Origin of the sequence: Vibrio sp. 2-2(8) (assembly GCF_963888495.1) — a bacterium.
Lineage (GTDB): Bacteria > Pseudomonadota > Gammaproteobacteria > Enterobacterales > Vibrionaceae > Vibrio > Vibrio anguillarum.
Genome location: NZ_CAWPJM010000044.1, coordinates 217,531 through 232,310 on the forward strand (window position 1 = coordinate 217,531; position 14,780 = coordinate 232,310).

Here is a 14,780-nt window from a genome sequence, read left to right on the forward strand (position 1 = left end):
GACTCATTGAAATAATGAGCATTTATTTTAATTAACTGTATAAATCCACAGTTAATCGCTTGACATTATGTCACTCTTTACTAAGCTGTATGTATGCACAGTGAAGTTGGAGGTGAAATATGTTGTGGGAAACGCTAGAACGAGTTAACCGCCTTCGCCAAGAAGCGTTAGCCAACCCAGACTTTGTCCAATCCGCGCAAGACCATGAAGAGACATTGAAGCAGGTCGAGCAATACTTTGAACCAACGAAACGACGCAAGGCAGCAAAACGTGCAAAAACCCTTGCAGATATTTATCAACAGACTGAATTTGGTGAAAATCCATCTGGTGTTCAACATTAGTCAGTGTTTGACATGAGCCAATGTTGAACATGCATTAGTAAAAATGGTTTAGCTTGCAAAGAGCTGCTTGATGCGCAGCTCTTTTTCGTTTCCTTCCTTAAGGCTGAGCGTTTGTCTTTATTCGACTCAGTTCATTCAGCCAGTTGATAAATAGTACAGTTTAAGTGAGATTTATCGTCTGATCTCAAGGCGATTGTCCGCATTTGGTTGGGGAGCAAAAAGAAGCTGGAGTCAGAAAATTGTAGTACGTTGTCATGTTCTAGGTGAACGTAAAGTGCAGGTCGGTCAGTGGTCAAACAGAGACTGCCCGCACGATATTCACACAATATGCGAGCCGATTTTAAGGGCAAACGTTTGGGTATATCCGGCAGCCAAAAATTATCCCGCTGGCCATCTGTACTGACAAAGTAGATCGCGCCTTTTTCTGGTGTGAAATCTTTTATTGTGTGTTGCCACACGATTTGGTTACTCTCTTGGGGCAGTCGTTCATTGATTGACCAATGCTTTCGCAATTCTCCTTCCCATCCAAACCAATATATGTCACCTACAAGGTATTGCTCACCGGGCGCATCATTAATGGCTCTCAGTGATAGGTGTTTCTCATCTTCAGAAAAACAGGCCAAAAGCGGGTTATAAAACCGTTTGGCGTGATAATGTAATTGCTTCCAGCGTCCAGAATACTCAATGCTTGACCAAGACGCGACGGGCCAGTTGTCATTGAGTTGCCAATATAATATGCCACGACAAATCGGTGAGGTTGCCCGCCACGCTTCGACAGCCGTTTTAATCGCCATGGCTTGCTGAACTTGGCTCAAATAAAGCATCTGCTGGAAGCCATTCGGGAAACGGAAATAGCGAGTAAACATTTCGGTGATGATGCTATTACCACGAGCATTCTTTTGGTGATGTTCAAAATGAGGCGCACTGATATTCCAGTCGCTTTCTGGGATAATCTGCTTCACTTCACTAAATGAAGGCCAAGACTGATAACCGAATTCTGAACAAAATCGTGGGGATATTGAATGGTAAGCGTCAAAAGATTTACCTGAATGCCACACATCCCAAAAATGCATGTCACCTTTATTATCATCATGCCAAGCGTCACCAAAATCTAATTCACCATTGCAAGGTGAGCTTGCCCAAAAACGGCGACTTGGATCTTGTTCATTGACGAGGATTTCTAAAAAACGATTGAGTCGGTCGTAATTGACTAGGTATTTTTCACGGTTTTCTCGAGATTCTGGATACCAAGTTAATGAACCAATCACCTCATTATCACCACACCAAATGGCAACACAAGCATGGTGCTTCAAACGTTGTATTTGTTGTGTGACTTCTTGCTTTACCTCTTCTAAGAAACTCGGTGTTGAAGGGTATTGTGCACAGGAAAACATCAGATCTTGCCAGACTAATAATCCGAGTTGGTCGCAAAGTTGATAGAAATGATCGTGTTCATAATCACCCCCTCCCCACACACGAATCATATTCATGTGAGCTTCTTGTGCGGCTCGTAACAGCTGTTGATAACGGGAAAAATTGACTTTGCTTGGCATGGCGTCCATTGGTATCCAATTCGCGCCCTTCACTGATATCGAGACCTCATTCACGATAAAGGTCATTTCACTGCCGATGGAATCTTGCTCAGTGCGCAACGTGAGACGTCTTAAGCCAACTTGGCGATTGATCTGCTGCTGTGCCATGGCAATAGACAGTGTGTATAAATAAGGGTCACCGTAACCGTTTGGCCACCAGAGATGCGGATGGTGAACATCAATATCCACACTGCTTTGGTTGCAAAATGCCTCACTATCGATCGTAATAGTTTGATCGCCAAAAGTAAGTGTGATGGGTGTGGAGAGCGATTCGCTATGCCGTATTCTCACGTGCAGCGTAACGTGTGTTAAAGCATGCCAAACTTGTTCAATATCTACACCCAGCAGTGAATATTCTTGTACCGTTTTTAATTGCATTGGTGCAAAAATACCACAAACAGCAAGGCATATACCCCAATCCCAACCACTGTGGCATTGAGGTTTTCGCACTGTGTTCATGTGAGGAAGTTGATTATTCCCTTGCGCCCACGGAATGGGAAAGGGCAGCTCATCGGCTCTTTGCTTGGCTACCGAAGCGGCAGGTTCAAATCGCCATTCAAAATGATTTACACCAATTTGCAGATAAGGGCGAATATTAACAGTATAGGTTTGAAAAGCATTATGGCACTGTAAAACCTTCTGTCCGTTGATCCATAGATCAGCAAACGTATCGACCTTATTCAGCTCCAGTAAGTGGTTTGGGCACTGAAGGTCTGCCGCATTTAAAGTGATCGCTTTTGTTAATACCCAATGACATAAACCAGCCCACTGAACCTGAGACTCATTGGATGCATAATAGGGATGAGGGATCAAACCCGCTTGCAGTAATGCATGATACTGGTCACCGGGCAGTGTCATCGCGATTTGGATATCGGGATACTCGGGTGAGCTCAATCGCCATTCACCGTTTAAATCAAACATAAATCCACCTCAAAAAATACGATTTACAAGGGCTAAATGAGCTGATTTAACCATGCACTATGAAATAAAAATGTGCATGGGTGGCAGGCTCAAAAGTTGTGCGAAGTTTTTAGATTAAGTTGCGAAGCAGTCAATAATTATGATTTTCTTGACTTTAATTTGACGTCACTAAGCTTGACGAGCGGCTTTTTTTAACCTGTTTTGCATTGGCACATCTTGAAACAATTTGTTGTGAAAGTGTCCGCTTGTGGCGGTTTATATAAAGAATCATTTTGGAAATGGTGCTGAAAGGTGTATAAATGCCGCATTCAAACAGAGAGAGAAAATATGATGAAAATCGACAAGCTAGAAAATAAAAACCGCCGTATCCGTAAGAAACTGTTTTTAGGTGAATTTGCGATCCTCGGTTTTGAAGTTAGCTGTACAACGTCTATCAAAGACTTTGAACAATACGATCTCTTCGTTGATGAGTTTATTGATTACGTTGATAGCATCGGCCTTTGTTTCGGTGGTGGTGGATTAGAGATCTTTGACGGCTTTGTATGCGCAGCCGATCGCTACCGTTCAGCAACAGAAGAAGATAAAGCGTTGGTTGTAAAATGGTTAGAAAATCGTGCTGAAGTAAGCAAAGTTGTTGCTGGTGAATTAGTGGATGCCAATTACGCTTAATTGCTCTTCTATTCTACGTTATTCAGCCAGTGCTTTGCATTTGCGATGTCTGACAAAAAAGCCTGAGTGAAACCACTCAGGCTTTTTTATTACGCTAAATTTTATTACGTTAAAAATCAGCATGTTTAACAAAGTAAGGATTGTTGAATTTATTAGCGTGACCAACAATCGAAACCACTAAACGGTTCCATAGCGCTTTATCAAAAGGTTCTTTAGGAATGGCAGGATAAAGTGTTTCGACCTCTTCTCTGGCAAAGGCCATAAACTCTTTCTTTTTCCTCTTGTTATACTCTTGGGCGACATTATTGTAGTTCCGGATCCACTCTTTCTTAAAGCGAAGCAAGGCGGGCTCGGCTTTTTCTAAAGGTAGTCGAGAGAGATAAACGCGCTTATACGAGATTTTGCGATCAATCATCGTTCGCATACTGGTTTGAATGTAGGTACCGTGCTGCGTAATGGAAATATCGCTCTCATCAAACAGATTCACACACCAGCCCTTAGGCCAAAAGTCAGCCTGTTTATACTGATTATTTCTAGCGGTTAATACTTGATGAAGCACTAAATCAGAAGTGCCTTTAAAGGTTTGCTGCCATGTGGCTATGCGAATTTGCAATGAACCAGGCAAGCGATAGACATTGGTAAACTTATCTTCGTTCATGACTTCTACAGTAATTGGTTGAATAAAATACAATTTTTGAATGCCATTTGAGTGCAGGGAATGTACCTCAAAGACGAAAGCCAAACGACGTGTCGATTATTTTATGACACATAAAATTATGTGCAGAGTACTCAGCTAATGATTTCAATTATAAGTATAAAAAGTGAGCGAGGTGGATTTTACAAGGTTTGCATTAAAATGCGAGCTTAAGTTGGCGTTAAATCTAATAATGAACAGCGATTATTTGCCTTATCTTACAAAATTTGACTTTCTAGGTAGAGATAACTCGTTGTATTGCCTAGTCTAGTTAATAGAACTTCACAACTCGAGACCAATCATGGAGATCAAGTACCAGCAGTGGCAGCATAAGCTATACATGAAAGTGCTCAAATTGGCCGCAGCGATTCTGCCCATCTCCAAGCCAACCTTGTTTATTGGTAAAGAATCGCTCAAGCAACTCTGTTATTCGGTTTCTTTGATGGGTATTGAACGCGTGCTTGTCGTAACAGACCAAGGCATTGAAAAGCTTGGTTATGTAAAAAAACTGACCTTTGAATTTGAGCGCGTTGGTGTCAGTTGTGTGGTGTTTAACCATGTATTGCCTGATCCTACTTATGATCAAGTTGAAGCCGGCCTCCATCAGTATCGATTGGAGAAGTGCCAAGGCGTTGTCGCTATTGGTGGCGGCTCTTCAATCGATTGTGCAAAAGTGATCGCCGCTTGTGCTACTAACCGCAAGTCGATCAAACGTTTAGTGGGGTTGTTAAAAGTATGGAAAACACCTGCGCCGCTGTTTGTGATCCCAACCACGGCAGGTACGGGCTCTGAAGTGACCGTCATTGCGGTGGTTTCTGACCCTCAAACTCAGCAAAAAACACCGATTACTGACCCGAAACTTGTGCCACTTATTGCAGCGTTAGATCCGATGCTGATGATGGCCCTGCCTACTCATATTACTGCGCAAACGGGGTTGGATGCACTCACGCATGCAGTGGAAGCCTTTATATCACGTAATGCCACGCCAGAGACTGATCGCTATGCTATCGCTGCGGTTAAACTGATCCACGATAACTTGGAAAAAGCGGCGTTCTTTGGCCAAAATTTGACGGCGAGACAAAACATGGCACTGGCCTCTTATTACGCTGGACTTGCTTTTACCAAAGCCAGTTTAGGGTATACACATGCCATCGCCCATGCGGTTGGGGCGAAATACCATTTCCCGCATGGCTTAGCGAATGCGGTTGTGTTGCCACATGTATTGGAATACTCCAAAGAGGCGGCGAAAGATAAGCTGGCTAAACTGGCCGACGTACTCAAAATAACCGATCCACATTTGACCGATTCAATGAAAGCGGACGCCTTCATTGGGTATGTGAAAGAGCTCAATCACACACTGCATATACCTACACAGTTACAGGGGCTCATGCCAGAGCATATTCCAGAATTGGCCAAACAAGCTTTTCGTGAAGCGTTTTGGAATTATCCTGCGCCAAAATACATGCAGCAAACGGATTGCGAAGCGATTTTTAGGAAATTGTAATCTACATTCAGCGTTATCTTTGACCGCTCTCGTCATCATAGCAACGAGAGTGGTCAAATTAGGTCGATTCATTTTTTAAGCAGTATCAACCCACTTGGCAGAGTATCACCGAAGACACGTTTGGATTCTGTGTCAGACAGGTCATGCACTTCATTCACCAAAGTAAACCAAGTTTCTGGAACCTTACTTTGCTTTATCTTGGCTAAAACGAGCTGACGAACATCATTGCTAATATCAAAAAGACGATCTCCTGTCTTGCGGCACATCATTACCGCGGCAAAGGCAATCATCGGTTCTTTTTGCCAGTTTTGATCAAGCAACTTCGGTAACCATTGTTCCACTTGCGCTCTTGGGATGACTGAATGTTGACTACCATACAGTAGCGTCCGAGAGGTTAACCGCCCAACGGCCCACCAGTGTGCTTGTTCACATTGAGTTTGATTAATCGCTTTGTTCAAAAACCACGTTGCAAGTAATACTTTATCTTCCACTTCTAGATGTTCCAGCGAAGCGGCAAGCCGTACCATGGCTTCGTACCCTTTGTCGTGCGCTTCTTGAGCTGATTTTGGATTTTTGATTGCGCTAGGGTGAAGATACTTAGCGATATCCGCTAGAATCGTTTCTTGTTGCTCTTGACTCAGTCCGCCAGCCACACGCCGCCAAAATACCCACCAATCGCTCCAGCCTTGATGATTTTGGAATTGAATACCTTGTTGATACAGATTCCACATCTGTTCCATACGCCAAGGATCAGTTGGGTCGCCAAATCCTGGTCGCAGGGCAAACCCAGCCAGACGCAACCAGTTTTTCTCGTGTTGCTCTGAGCGACGTCGACGTTTACGGCCTTGAGAAAATGCATCAAAGAGCGGTCGTAGCGTGGTGAAATCCCATTCATCACGTGGCCCTAAAAGCTTATCTAAATCTTTGCCAAGCGTTTTTATGGCTTGGTTATCAGAGGCTTTTTTATTGCCACTATAAAGGTGTGTGATGAGCGAAATCGCCTCTGACAAGCGAGGATGACGTTGGATTTCACTGTCTGACTCACTGTGCTTGCGAACTTCAAACTCAAGTTGCCATCGGTTTTTTTCGTCCTCAACACTGACACATTCAATCTTGAGCGTGCCGACTTCAGTTAATTGACAAGCCAGTTGAACTTCCACCCGTTGCTTTTGGTTAGCATGCAATAGAGCATCATCATTTCCTTTTAACGCCGTTATATAAGGAGGCAGTGGTGTAAAAAGCTCATGTTCAACAGCCAATAACAGACCATTTTGAACGCGGCGATCAGCAAACATATCGTGAGTCGAGGTCAGGATGTTGAAGCGTACTGGTTCACCTAACGTCAGTGAAAATCGACGGCTGGTTAAGCGTATCTCTTGTCCTTCTTCGGTGCCTTTAGCCAAGACACACAGAGCATGTCCCGCACTGTTTTTTTCAGGCAGGTGTAAAAAATAAGAGCGTGCCGATCCGCCGCCAATTTTAAGCTGTGCACCTTGGCGAGCTTTACCATAGGCAACAGCACCGAGTGCGACTGCCCAATCAGGGTGAGGATTATCAAGCAGGGTGATCGGCGAACCTCGCCAATCGGTCAATAATTGAGTGATGCGCTTTGTGATAAGCTCACTATTAAATACGCCGCCATTAAGTAGTAATCCAACTGGAATGGCCGTTGCGTTTGACTCTTGCTTGAGCGCAAGGCGAGAAACGGCTTGGTGTTCAGCTAAAAATTCAGCGATATGTTTACTCACGGCAGGGTCGGCTGCGTAGGGCAAACCGAATTCCACCACTGCACTGCGGCGTTTATTTGGACGTTCTTGTACCGAGCAAAGTGGGAAAAAGCCTTCCAGTGCAATCTCATGCACCTCTTGTTTCGTCAGGGAAATGCTTTTTGCTGCGCCTAATAGCTTTGAACCACTGCCAAGGAGCGTAATTTTTAGCTGCTCTGGGGCTTGGTTTGATAAGAGTTGCTCTTTGACTTGGCGAGTTTGCTGAATTAGTTTGCTCAAACTGGCGGCGGTTAATTTTTTCGAACCGTCAAAGCGTTGCTCAGCTAGATGAGCTAATGCTAAATCAAGGTTGTCACCTCCGAGCATTAAGTGCTCGCCCACGCCAATTCGGTCAAGAGAAAGTTGGTTGTCTGCGCTGTGTTTTGCTTCAATTAAACTGAGGTCTGTCGTACCTCCGCCCACATCACAAACCAAGATCAAAGGGAGTGATTGCAGTTGCTGTGAGGCACAATGGCGGTGACGTGCGTACCAGTCATAGCAAACGGCTTGTGGCTCTTCAAGTAGTACAATTGAGCTTAACCCCGCCAGCGTTGCAGCTTCGATGGTGAGCTTACGAGCCGTTTCATCAAATGATGCCGGTACGGTGATAATGACATTTTGATCTTCAAGTCGATGACTTGGATGACGGTAGTTCCATGCTTGCCGGATGTGATTGAGATAACTGGCGCTGGCAATGACAGGGGAAACTTTCGCCACATCGTGAGCGCCTGCCCACGGTAAGATGGCTTGCTTGCGATCAACCCCTTGATGGGAGAGCCAACTTTTCGCGCTGGATACTTGTCGCCCTTCTACTTTTGCACCTAAATCTCTTGCCCATTGGCCAATAATTACTTCTTTGCTATCGCCCATAACCGGTTCAATTTGCCAAGGGAGCGATAGGGCATCAGGTGCGATCTGCCCGTCGGCTGGGTGATAACGAAATGACGGAAGGAGTGGTTTTCGAACCACTTCACCGGGGCCAATCAATTGGTCGACCTCAAAAAGATGCACGGGTGAGTCTTCTAACGATTCGGTGATTTCACAAAATGCCACCACAGTATTGGTGGTGCCTAAATCGATACCGACGAGAAAGCGAGGAGAAGACATGGAGGCTCCTGAATTTCAAAAACGGCATCCGAAGATGCCGTGTGGGGATTATTGAGTGACTTGAGGATCTTCACGCACATCGAACTCAACGTGCCATGTTTGGCCGTTGTCTGTCGCAATGGCTTCTAAGTGAAGTGTCCCGAGCTCTGTGATCGTTGAGGCTAAGTGAACCGGAACGACTTCGCCTTGTCGACGTCCTTCAGAAACAGGCAAGGTGACGTGGATCTCGGGCAGCTCTACAAGTTCTTCTGGAGCCCAATAATCTAAGTGCATGCCAGCTTCGTCATCGCGGCGTATTGTTGAACCAAAGAATTGAAAATGTACAGGCTCACCAATGACCAATCCAAACTCTTGGCTTGGTACGCGGACACTGCTTCCTTCTTCCATGCCAAATGGAGCGACGCACAAGGCTTCCATCGGCGGTGTGATCCCCGGAATGGCAGGCATAGCACTTTCAATACCGACGTAATAACTCGAGGCAATACCACCGCGAATACGCACACCTTGTCCACGACGAACTGCGCCGTAATACGCTGCGCCACATGCGACGGCTAAATCAAGGTCTAAGCCTGTTAAGCGCTTCATCTGTGGTGCTCCCACAGTGCTCAACCAAGCATTAATAGTGCTGAGAAGACGGTTTGCTAATAAATCGGATTTTAACACGCCACCGTTTAGTAAGATGGCGGTCGGTTTGATAAAATCCATTTCCGGAGCTTCGCCCATACCGGGCATGCCAGCAAATGGGTTATCATTCAGAGCGGATGTTTCTAGAGCGGATATGTCGCCACCCATTGCATGGGCTTGTTTTGCCAAGAACGCGGCGATATGGCGGGTAATTCCAGCGTCTTGAGCGTAGGGAAGGCCCATTTGCGTTAATGCGCCACGTGCTTTTTGTACGGGATGATCAGTGATATTCACTTGTGGGAAAAAACCATCGACCAAGGTTTGTTGCACTTCTTGTTGAGTCAATTCGGTTTTAAGCGTTGTACCGAGTAGTTTTGAACCGCGACTTGGTACCACAATCGGTACGGAATGTAGGGCACTGTCATTCAGAAGCGCCTCTTTGGCATCTCGGCAAGCGTGCGTCATCGCTTGTACTTGCCAAGGGGCTAATTCTTTACCTTCTTGCGCCAATTTCATTTTTAAACGGTAAGCAAGGGCAAGGTCCATGTTGTCGCCGCCAAGTAAGATGTGCTCACCAACCGCAATCCGATTGAGCGTTAAGTTACCAGCGTCTTCAGTCACTTCCACTAAGGATAAATCAGTGGTTCCCCCACCAATATCAACCACGAGAACAATGTCACCCACCTTGACTTCATCGCGCCACGCATCGTGGCTATTATCTATCCAACTGTATAAAGCCGCTTGTGGCTCTTCAAGCAGCGTTAATTGCTCAAAACCAACGTTGCGTGCTGCTTCAGCGGTTAAATCTCGGGCGGCTGGATCAAATGAAGCGGGTACTGTTAACGTGACATCTTGTGTAGCTAAGGGGAAGTCAGGGTGAGCGTGATCCCAAGCGCTTTTTAAATGCTCTAGATAGCACTCAGTGGCTTTTAATGGCGAGATCTTTTCCACTTCATCGCTGCTACCCACGGGTAAAAATGCATCACGTCGATTGACGCCACCATGACATAGCCATGATTTGGCACTGGCGACTAAACGAATCGGTGTCTTACTGCCAAGGTTGCGCGCAATGGCTCCGACTAAGGCTTTTGGCTCGGCCGACCAAGGCAAAACGCGTGCGGCAGGGCTCATCTCATGTTCATGAGGCTGGTATAAAAACGAGCCTAATTGATGACGGCTTTCAACCGTACCGGGCGCGGTAAGTTGAGGGATGCTCATTACTGAAACGCGAGCGTTTTCATCCTGTGTATCAACATAAGAGAGCACGCAATGTGTTGTGCCTAAGTCAATACCAATACTAAATTTTGGCGCTGTCTGTTCCATTACAATTCAACCTCGGCAGGGGCGATGATTGAAGCATCATACTGTTCAGCCAATTTAGGCAAAGTGATAGCTGTTGCTTTCCAGCCTTTATGGACTAAGGTGCCATTAAAGGGTGCTGAACCTGTCACATTACCCGTTAAGCGAACTTCTTGCGGGTTGAAACCAGCTTCAATGGTAATTCGACTCTCTTCATCTTCGCCGCGAATGGGCGTGAGCTGAATGTAATCTTGTAGAACTTTTTTACCACCGGCGTGGATCACGCGCGCCGCGGCTCCAACTTCCTCATCTGAAAAGGCGGTGACATCTTCATTTAAGAAGTCAATCAGACGAGCTTCTTGCTGCATTAACGACAAAAGTTGTAGGGCGGAATCGGTTGGCGCTGTCGCTAATTTAGATTCGACTTCAACTACGCGCTCAATCACTTTTTCTACTTCTACGATTTTTTCGACTTCAACAATCGTTTCAACCGGCTTTTCGACTTCGACAATTTTCTCGACAGGTTTTTCAACAACTTTCTCAACGACTTTTGATTTGCGTGATACCACAATGAGAAGTAGCAAAAGGCTTGATGCACTGAGCCCAGCATGCAGCATATCAAAGGTGGTAGGGATCATATTTAAATCGAAGTTCATCACAATTCTCTTTACACAATGAAGTAGGCGTGGGAATTCTCGTGAGCCTACGGTGAATAGACTTAAAAATAGGGGCGCAGCTTACCATATTCAAGGCGAATACAGGATAGAAAGTCCGCATCATCACGTTTAAGCTAAAGTGATTGCTTGCGTTTTGAGCAGTATCAATCATTAATTCTCTATTCTGGTTCAACTTTAAGATTAATTGGTTAATAAATTGGTGACTGGCTATTGATTTACCTACTTTTATAAGAGTAATTTGAGTCCTGAGTCCTGAGTCCTGAGTCCTGAGTCCTGAGTCCTGAGCCACGGAGAGGCTGTTATGTTCGAGAGCGACAAAAAGGTGATCTATCCTTTATGTATTTCAATTATTACCTTAATGATGACAGCGTCAGTCATCTCATTACTCTACATTAATCAAAAGAATCATATTGTCATGTTGTTTGATAGCCACGCCGAGCATCAAGCAAGCATATTAGACACGTTGGTTGCAAATGATGTCAGTTTTATTGGTTCGGCTGCCAATTTTTTGCATGCTACCGAGGGGGGGAGTGTGCAAGGATTTGACGTTTTTGCCCATGGGGTTATGTCAACATCCTACAGCCTTATCGGTTTGCAATGGTTAGCGAAAGTAACAAAAGATGATGCTGACGAATTTGTAACATTAATGAGGGATCGTTTGCCTCAATTTGAGTTATTTACAGTACCTAAAGCGGCTCAAAAGGTGATTGGATTTTCTGAAGATAATGAACAACCCGTTTATGTTCTGAGTGATATTTATCCTCAAACCAAAAGTAACCTTGAATTGCTCGGTTTCTATTCGCTACGCCCTCGCTTTCAAAGAATTGCTGCACATATTGAGAGTACGGGGCTACCTGCTATATCCGATAAGGTCCGCCTATTGCAAGATGGCATAGAAGCACACCACAAAAAGGATGGACTATTGGTATATCATCCCGTTTTCAACTACAACAAACAGGAAATGATTGGTGTGGTAGTGGGTGTTATTCGACTCTCTACTTATTTTGATGGATTGGTGAGCCGCACGGCATCCGATCATCGATTGTATATGAAAGTAACCGATCTCGGATTTGATGCCGAAGATGATCCGATTCTATTCCAAAGCCCAGATTGGGATTCAATCAAAGGCATAGAAATAGAGAAACGCTTATCTCTGCCTAACCGTGATTGGAAAATTGATTTTAAGTTCTCAGAACCAATAGCGAGCAACATACAGTGGATTTTAGTGGCGCTCAGCGTCGGTGGTTTAATTATTTCGATCTTGTTAGGTTATGTTGTCTATTTGTTGATGAGAGAAAAACTTCATCTTAGCGAGATGCTAGAAGAACGTACTGAAGAACTGCGCTTTTTAGCGGACCACGATAGTTTGACTGGGTTGTATAACCGACGTGCATTCGGACGTTTACTGCAAGAGAACGTCTTACAGAAAAAAGCTTTTTCGTTGGTAATGTTTGATGTCGATGATTTTAAACTGATTAATGACAACCATAGCCACATTGCAGGCGATGAGATGCTAATACATATCGCAACGGTTATTTCACGTCATATGGGAAATAATGATGTTTTAGCTCGGTTAGGTGGGGACGAATTTTGCATTATTTGTGAATTGTCAGAACTTCAACCTTTGCAGTGTTATCTAGAAACGTTACGAGCGGCTGTTGAATCAACCGGATATGAGTTCATGGATGAGGTGCTGTATTGCACGCTCAGTATTGGGGCGGCGATCAATCATACTTATGATCAAGAGTCTTTATTACATTTGGCAGACAGTAAGTTATACGAAAGTAAAGAAAATGGTCGCAACCGAGTTTCAATCGCCCAATAACTGTCCGAACGAAAGGGCGAGAGTCGAGTTTTTGAGAGGAGTCGAGTAAGATAACGTTCTTTGACTACTTATATTTAAAGGATACGCCTGAACAATGAACTATAACCGAGTTGTCTGCTTCGATTTAGAAATGTGCTGCTGGAATGAAAATGGGGTTGGGACAACGGGTGAAATCATTGAAGTGGGTTTAGCTGAAATTGATGTGCAATTGGGCACGATTGTGAAGCGCGCTCAATATTATGTCAGGCCAGAGCAAGACGAAATTTCGCTGTTTTGTAGTGAGTTAACCGGGATAACTCCGCGTAAAATTGAAAAACAGGGGCGACCACTTGCAGGTGTCGTTCAATCAATGGTCAAGAATTTTGGCGGCCCAAACAAGATTTATGTTTCGTGGGGGCGTGATGACCAAATTTTAGCTAAAGAGTGTGAGCAGAAGGGGATCGTTATGCCTTTTAGCGAGTTCATCAACCTAGCAACGCTCTACCGTATTCAGCAGAGAATGAAAGAAAAACGTATTGGTCACCGCGCCGCACAAGAAGCGCAAGGTATTGAGTGGGAAGGGCGACAGCACTCCGCTTATGTTGATGCCTACAACCTTGCGAAATTGGCGTTAACGATGTTGTAATCCGCTCTATTTTTGAGCGGAAAGTTTAGCGCGGATAAATTCACTGTGGTCGACATACAATAATTCTGCCGCTTTGCGGATCACCGCCTCTTCGAGTGGGTCTATCTCACCGTCCGCGTGCGCCACTTGCCACATCGCCTTGATAAGTTCATATCGCGTATCTTGCGAGAGCTCGCGTAATTGTGAAGTGAAATCATACAATGAAGCTGACTGTTTGACGCTTTGTTCTGCCCGAATGAGCAGTTCCGTGGTTTCTGTATCATCTAACGCTAATAGTCGTTTAACTAATTGAAACTTAGCGTCATTTTCTCGTGTGTCAATTTGATGATCGGCTCCTGCCACTTCTCTGAGCAAACAAGCAATCGCTAGGTTGGGGTTAGTGTTGGAACGCTGGCCTAAATCTTCTCCGTCCAAGAGTTGCTTGAATAGCGATGTAATGGCATTAAACATAAAAAAACCTACTGAAAATTTCGAGTCATTATTGTTTAAATAGTGACGTATTGAGCAAAACACAAGTCAGAATAAAGTGAGATTCTAAATATCAAGAGATTCATCTTCATCGTTCTCGTGATAAAAATCATTCGGATCTTGAGGAACGCTAGGGTCTTCTAGTATTTCAATGACTTCTGAACTTGAGTATTCATGCCCCATCAGGAAAAGCGCTAACATGGCATCGGCTTTGGATTTATTGTCCGCTTTTTCTAGCAAAATTTCTTCAAAGCGTCGCCGTATCATGGCAATCTCATGTTCAACAAAACCGCGACCTTCTTCCTCTCCTTCACCTTCCTCGGGCGCATTATCAAACTCTAGAAACAGAAAATGGCCGTCCAATTGTGTGTCAATAAGACGTTCAGGCAACCAAGCCTCACCCATCACCAATTCTGGATCGGTGTTATCGGGTAGTGAATCGAGTATGTGTTTCAGTTCAGATGCTTTCACAGTTTTATCGTTTCAGTAATCATGTCGCTATTGTAGCGGCGATTTTCTTATAAACATAAGAAATCCTGATCCGATTACCCAATTTTAAATCGCTTAATCATACGAACGATGGCAAAACATACCGGAATCGAGGAGGAAGCGAATAAATGCTCGCCGTTTGTGAAAGGATAACTGATTGCAGGCGCGTTGATTATGCT

General features: G+C 44.6%; 12 protein-coding genes. 5 read left to right on the forward strand and 7 right to left on the reverse strand.

Translation table 11 applies throughout. The features are described from left to right. Nucleotides 1–119: 119 nt before the first annotated feature. Nucleotides 120–341, forward strand: a complete 222-nt coding sequence (locus AACV12_RS12130) for a hypothetical protein (RefSeq protein ID WP_010319365.1) — start codon at nt 120–122, stop codon at nt 339–341. A 131-nt stretch (nt 342–472) separates the two neighbouring features. Here the strand turns inward: AACV12_RS12130 and AACV12_RS12135 are convergent, their stop codons facing one another. After that, nucleotides 473–2,854, reverse strand: coding sequence for a glycoside hydrolase family 2 protein (locus AACV12_RS12135; protein WP_170900389.1), 2,382 nt, complete (start codon nt 2,852–2,854; stop codon nt 473–475). Nucleotides 2,855–3,184: 330 nt separating this feature from the next. Between AACV12_RS12135 and AACV12_RS12140 the strand changes: the two genes are divergently transcribed. Continuing rightward, on the forward strand, nt 3,185–3,523 hold the full coding sequence (locus AACV12_RS12140) for a YggL 50S ribosome-binding family protein (protein WP_010319363.1): 339 nt from the start codon (nt 3,185–3,187) through the stop codon (nt 3,521–3,523). A gap of 109 nt (nt 3,524–3,632) precedes the next feature. On the opposite strand, the gene AACV12_RS12145 is transcribed toward AACV12_RS12140, so the two are convergent. Beyond that, on the reverse strand, nt 3,633–4,265 hold the full coding sequence (locus AACV12_RS12145; protein ID WP_013856799.1) for an MSHA operon transcriptional regulator: 633 nt from the start codon (nt 4,263–4,265) through the stop codon (nt 3,633–3,635). Nucleotides 4,266–4,518: 253 nt separating this feature from the next. On the opposite strand from AACV12_RS12145, the gene AACV12_RS12150 reads away from it, so the two are divergent. Further along, nucleotides 4,519–5,721, forward strand: a complete 1,203-nt coding sequence (locus tag AACV12_RS12150) for an iron-containing alcohol dehydrogenase (RefSeq protein WP_013856800.1) — start codon at nt 4,519–4,521, stop codon at nt 5,719–5,721. 68 nt (nt 5,722–5,789) lie between these two features. On the opposite strand, the gene AACV12_RS12155 is transcribed toward AACV12_RS12150, so the two are convergent. From AACV12_RS12155 to AACV12_RS12165, 3 genes are read right to left on the reverse strand one after another with little or no spacing between them, the layout of a single operon-like run. Beyond that, nucleotides 5,790–8,594 (reverse strand): Hsp70 family protein, encoded by a 2,805-nt coding sequence (locus AACV12_RS12155; RefSeq protein WP_170900390.1) that lies wholly within the window; start codon nt 8,592–8,594, stop codon nt 5,790–5,792. Between the two features lie 48 nt (nt 8,595–8,642). Further along, a complete protein-coding gene (locus AACV12_RS12160; protein WP_170900391.1) occupies nt 8,643–10,541 on the reverse strand; it encodes an Hsp70 family protein in 1,899 nt (632 codons plus the stop codon). Then, on the reverse strand, nt 10,541–11,173 hold the full coding sequence (locus AACV12_RS12165; protein ID WP_026028849.1) for a DUF2760 domain-containing protein: 633 nt from the start codon (nt 11,171–11,173) through the stop codon (nt 10,541–10,543). Before AACV12_RS12165 ends, AACV12_RS12160 begins: the two co-directional genes overlap by 1 nt. A 322-nt stretch (nt 11,174–11,495) precedes the next feature. Between AACV12_RS12165 and AACV12_RS12170 the strand changes: the two genes are divergently transcribed. Continuing rightward, a complete protein-coding gene (locus AACV12_RS12170; protein WP_170900392.1) occupies nt 11,496–13,019 on the forward strand; it encodes a sensor domain-containing diguanylate cyclase in 1,524 nt (507 codons plus the stop codon). 94 nt (nt 13,020–13,113) lie between these two features. Next, nucleotides 13,114–13,644, forward strand: coding sequence for a 3'-5' exonuclease (locus AACV12_RS12175; RefSeq protein ID WP_047689084.1), 531 nt, complete (start codon nt 13,114–13,116; stop codon nt 13,642–13,644). A 6-nt stretch (nt 13,645–13,650) separates the two neighbouring features. Here the strand turns inward: AACV12_RS12175 and AACV12_RS12180 are convergent, their stop codons facing one another. Next, the gene (locus AACV12_RS12180) at nt 13,651–14,094 is read right to left on the reverse strand and encodes a tellurite resistance TerB family protein (protein WP_026027231.1); all 444 of its coding nucleotides are present in this window, start codon (nt 14,092–14,094) and stop codon (nt 13,651–13,653) included. An 84-nt stretch (nt 14,095–14,178) separates the two neighbouring features. Continuing rightward, the gene (locus AACV12_RS12185; RefSeq protein ID WP_017050533.1) at nt 14,179–14,583 is read right to left on the reverse strand and encodes a hypothetical protein; all 405 of its coding nucleotides are present in this window, start codon (nt 14,581–14,583) and stop codon (nt 14,179–14,181) included. Nucleotides 14,584–14,780: the final 197 nt, after the last annotated feature.

What these genes read in the sequence shown, in the direction of transcription:
- AACV12_RS12180 (WP_026027231.1), bottom strand. Translation starts at nt 14,094, where the DNA reads ATGTTTAATGCCATTACATCGCTATTCAAGCAACTCTTGGACGGAGAA.
- AACV12_RS12175 (WP_047689084.1), top strand. Translation starts at nt 13,114, where the DNA reads ATGAACTATAACCGAGTTGTCTGCTTCGATTTAGAAATGTGCTGCTGG.
- AACV12_RS12155 (WP_170900390.1), bottom strand. Translation starts at nt 8,594, where the DNA reads ATGTCTTCTCCTCGCTTTCTCGTCGGTATCGATTTAGGCACCACCAAT.
- AACV12_RS12130 (WP_010319365.1), top strand. Translation starts at nt 120, where the DNA reads ATGTTGTGGGAAACGCTAGAACGAGTTAACCGCCTTCGCCAAGAAGCG.
- AACV12_RS12165 (WP_026028849.1), bottom strand. Translation starts at nt 11,173, where the DNA reads ATGAACTTCGATTTAAATATGATCCCTACCACCTTTGATATGCTGCAT.
- AACV12_RS12140 (WP_010319363.1), top strand. Translation starts at nt 3,185, where the DNA reads ATGAAAATCGACAAGCTAGAAAATAAAAACCGCCGTATCCGTAAGAAA.
- AACV12_RS12150 (WP_013856800.1), top strand. Translation starts at nt 4,519, where the DNA reads ATGGAGATCAAGTACCAGCAGTGGCAGCATAAGCTATACATGAAAGTG.
- AACV12_RS12170 (WP_170900392.1), top strand. Translation starts at nt 11,496, where the DNA reads ATGTTCGAGAGCGACAAAAAGGTGATCTATCCTTTATGTATTTCAATT.
- AACV12_RS12135 (WP_170900389.1), bottom strand. Translation starts at nt 2,854, where the DNA reads ATGTTTGATTTAAACGGTGAATGGCGATTGAGCTCACCCGAGTATCCC.
- AACV12_RS12160 (WP_170900391.1), bottom strand. Translation starts at nt 10,541, where the DNA reads ATGGAACAGACAGCGCCAAAATTTAGTATTGGTATTGACTTAGGCACA.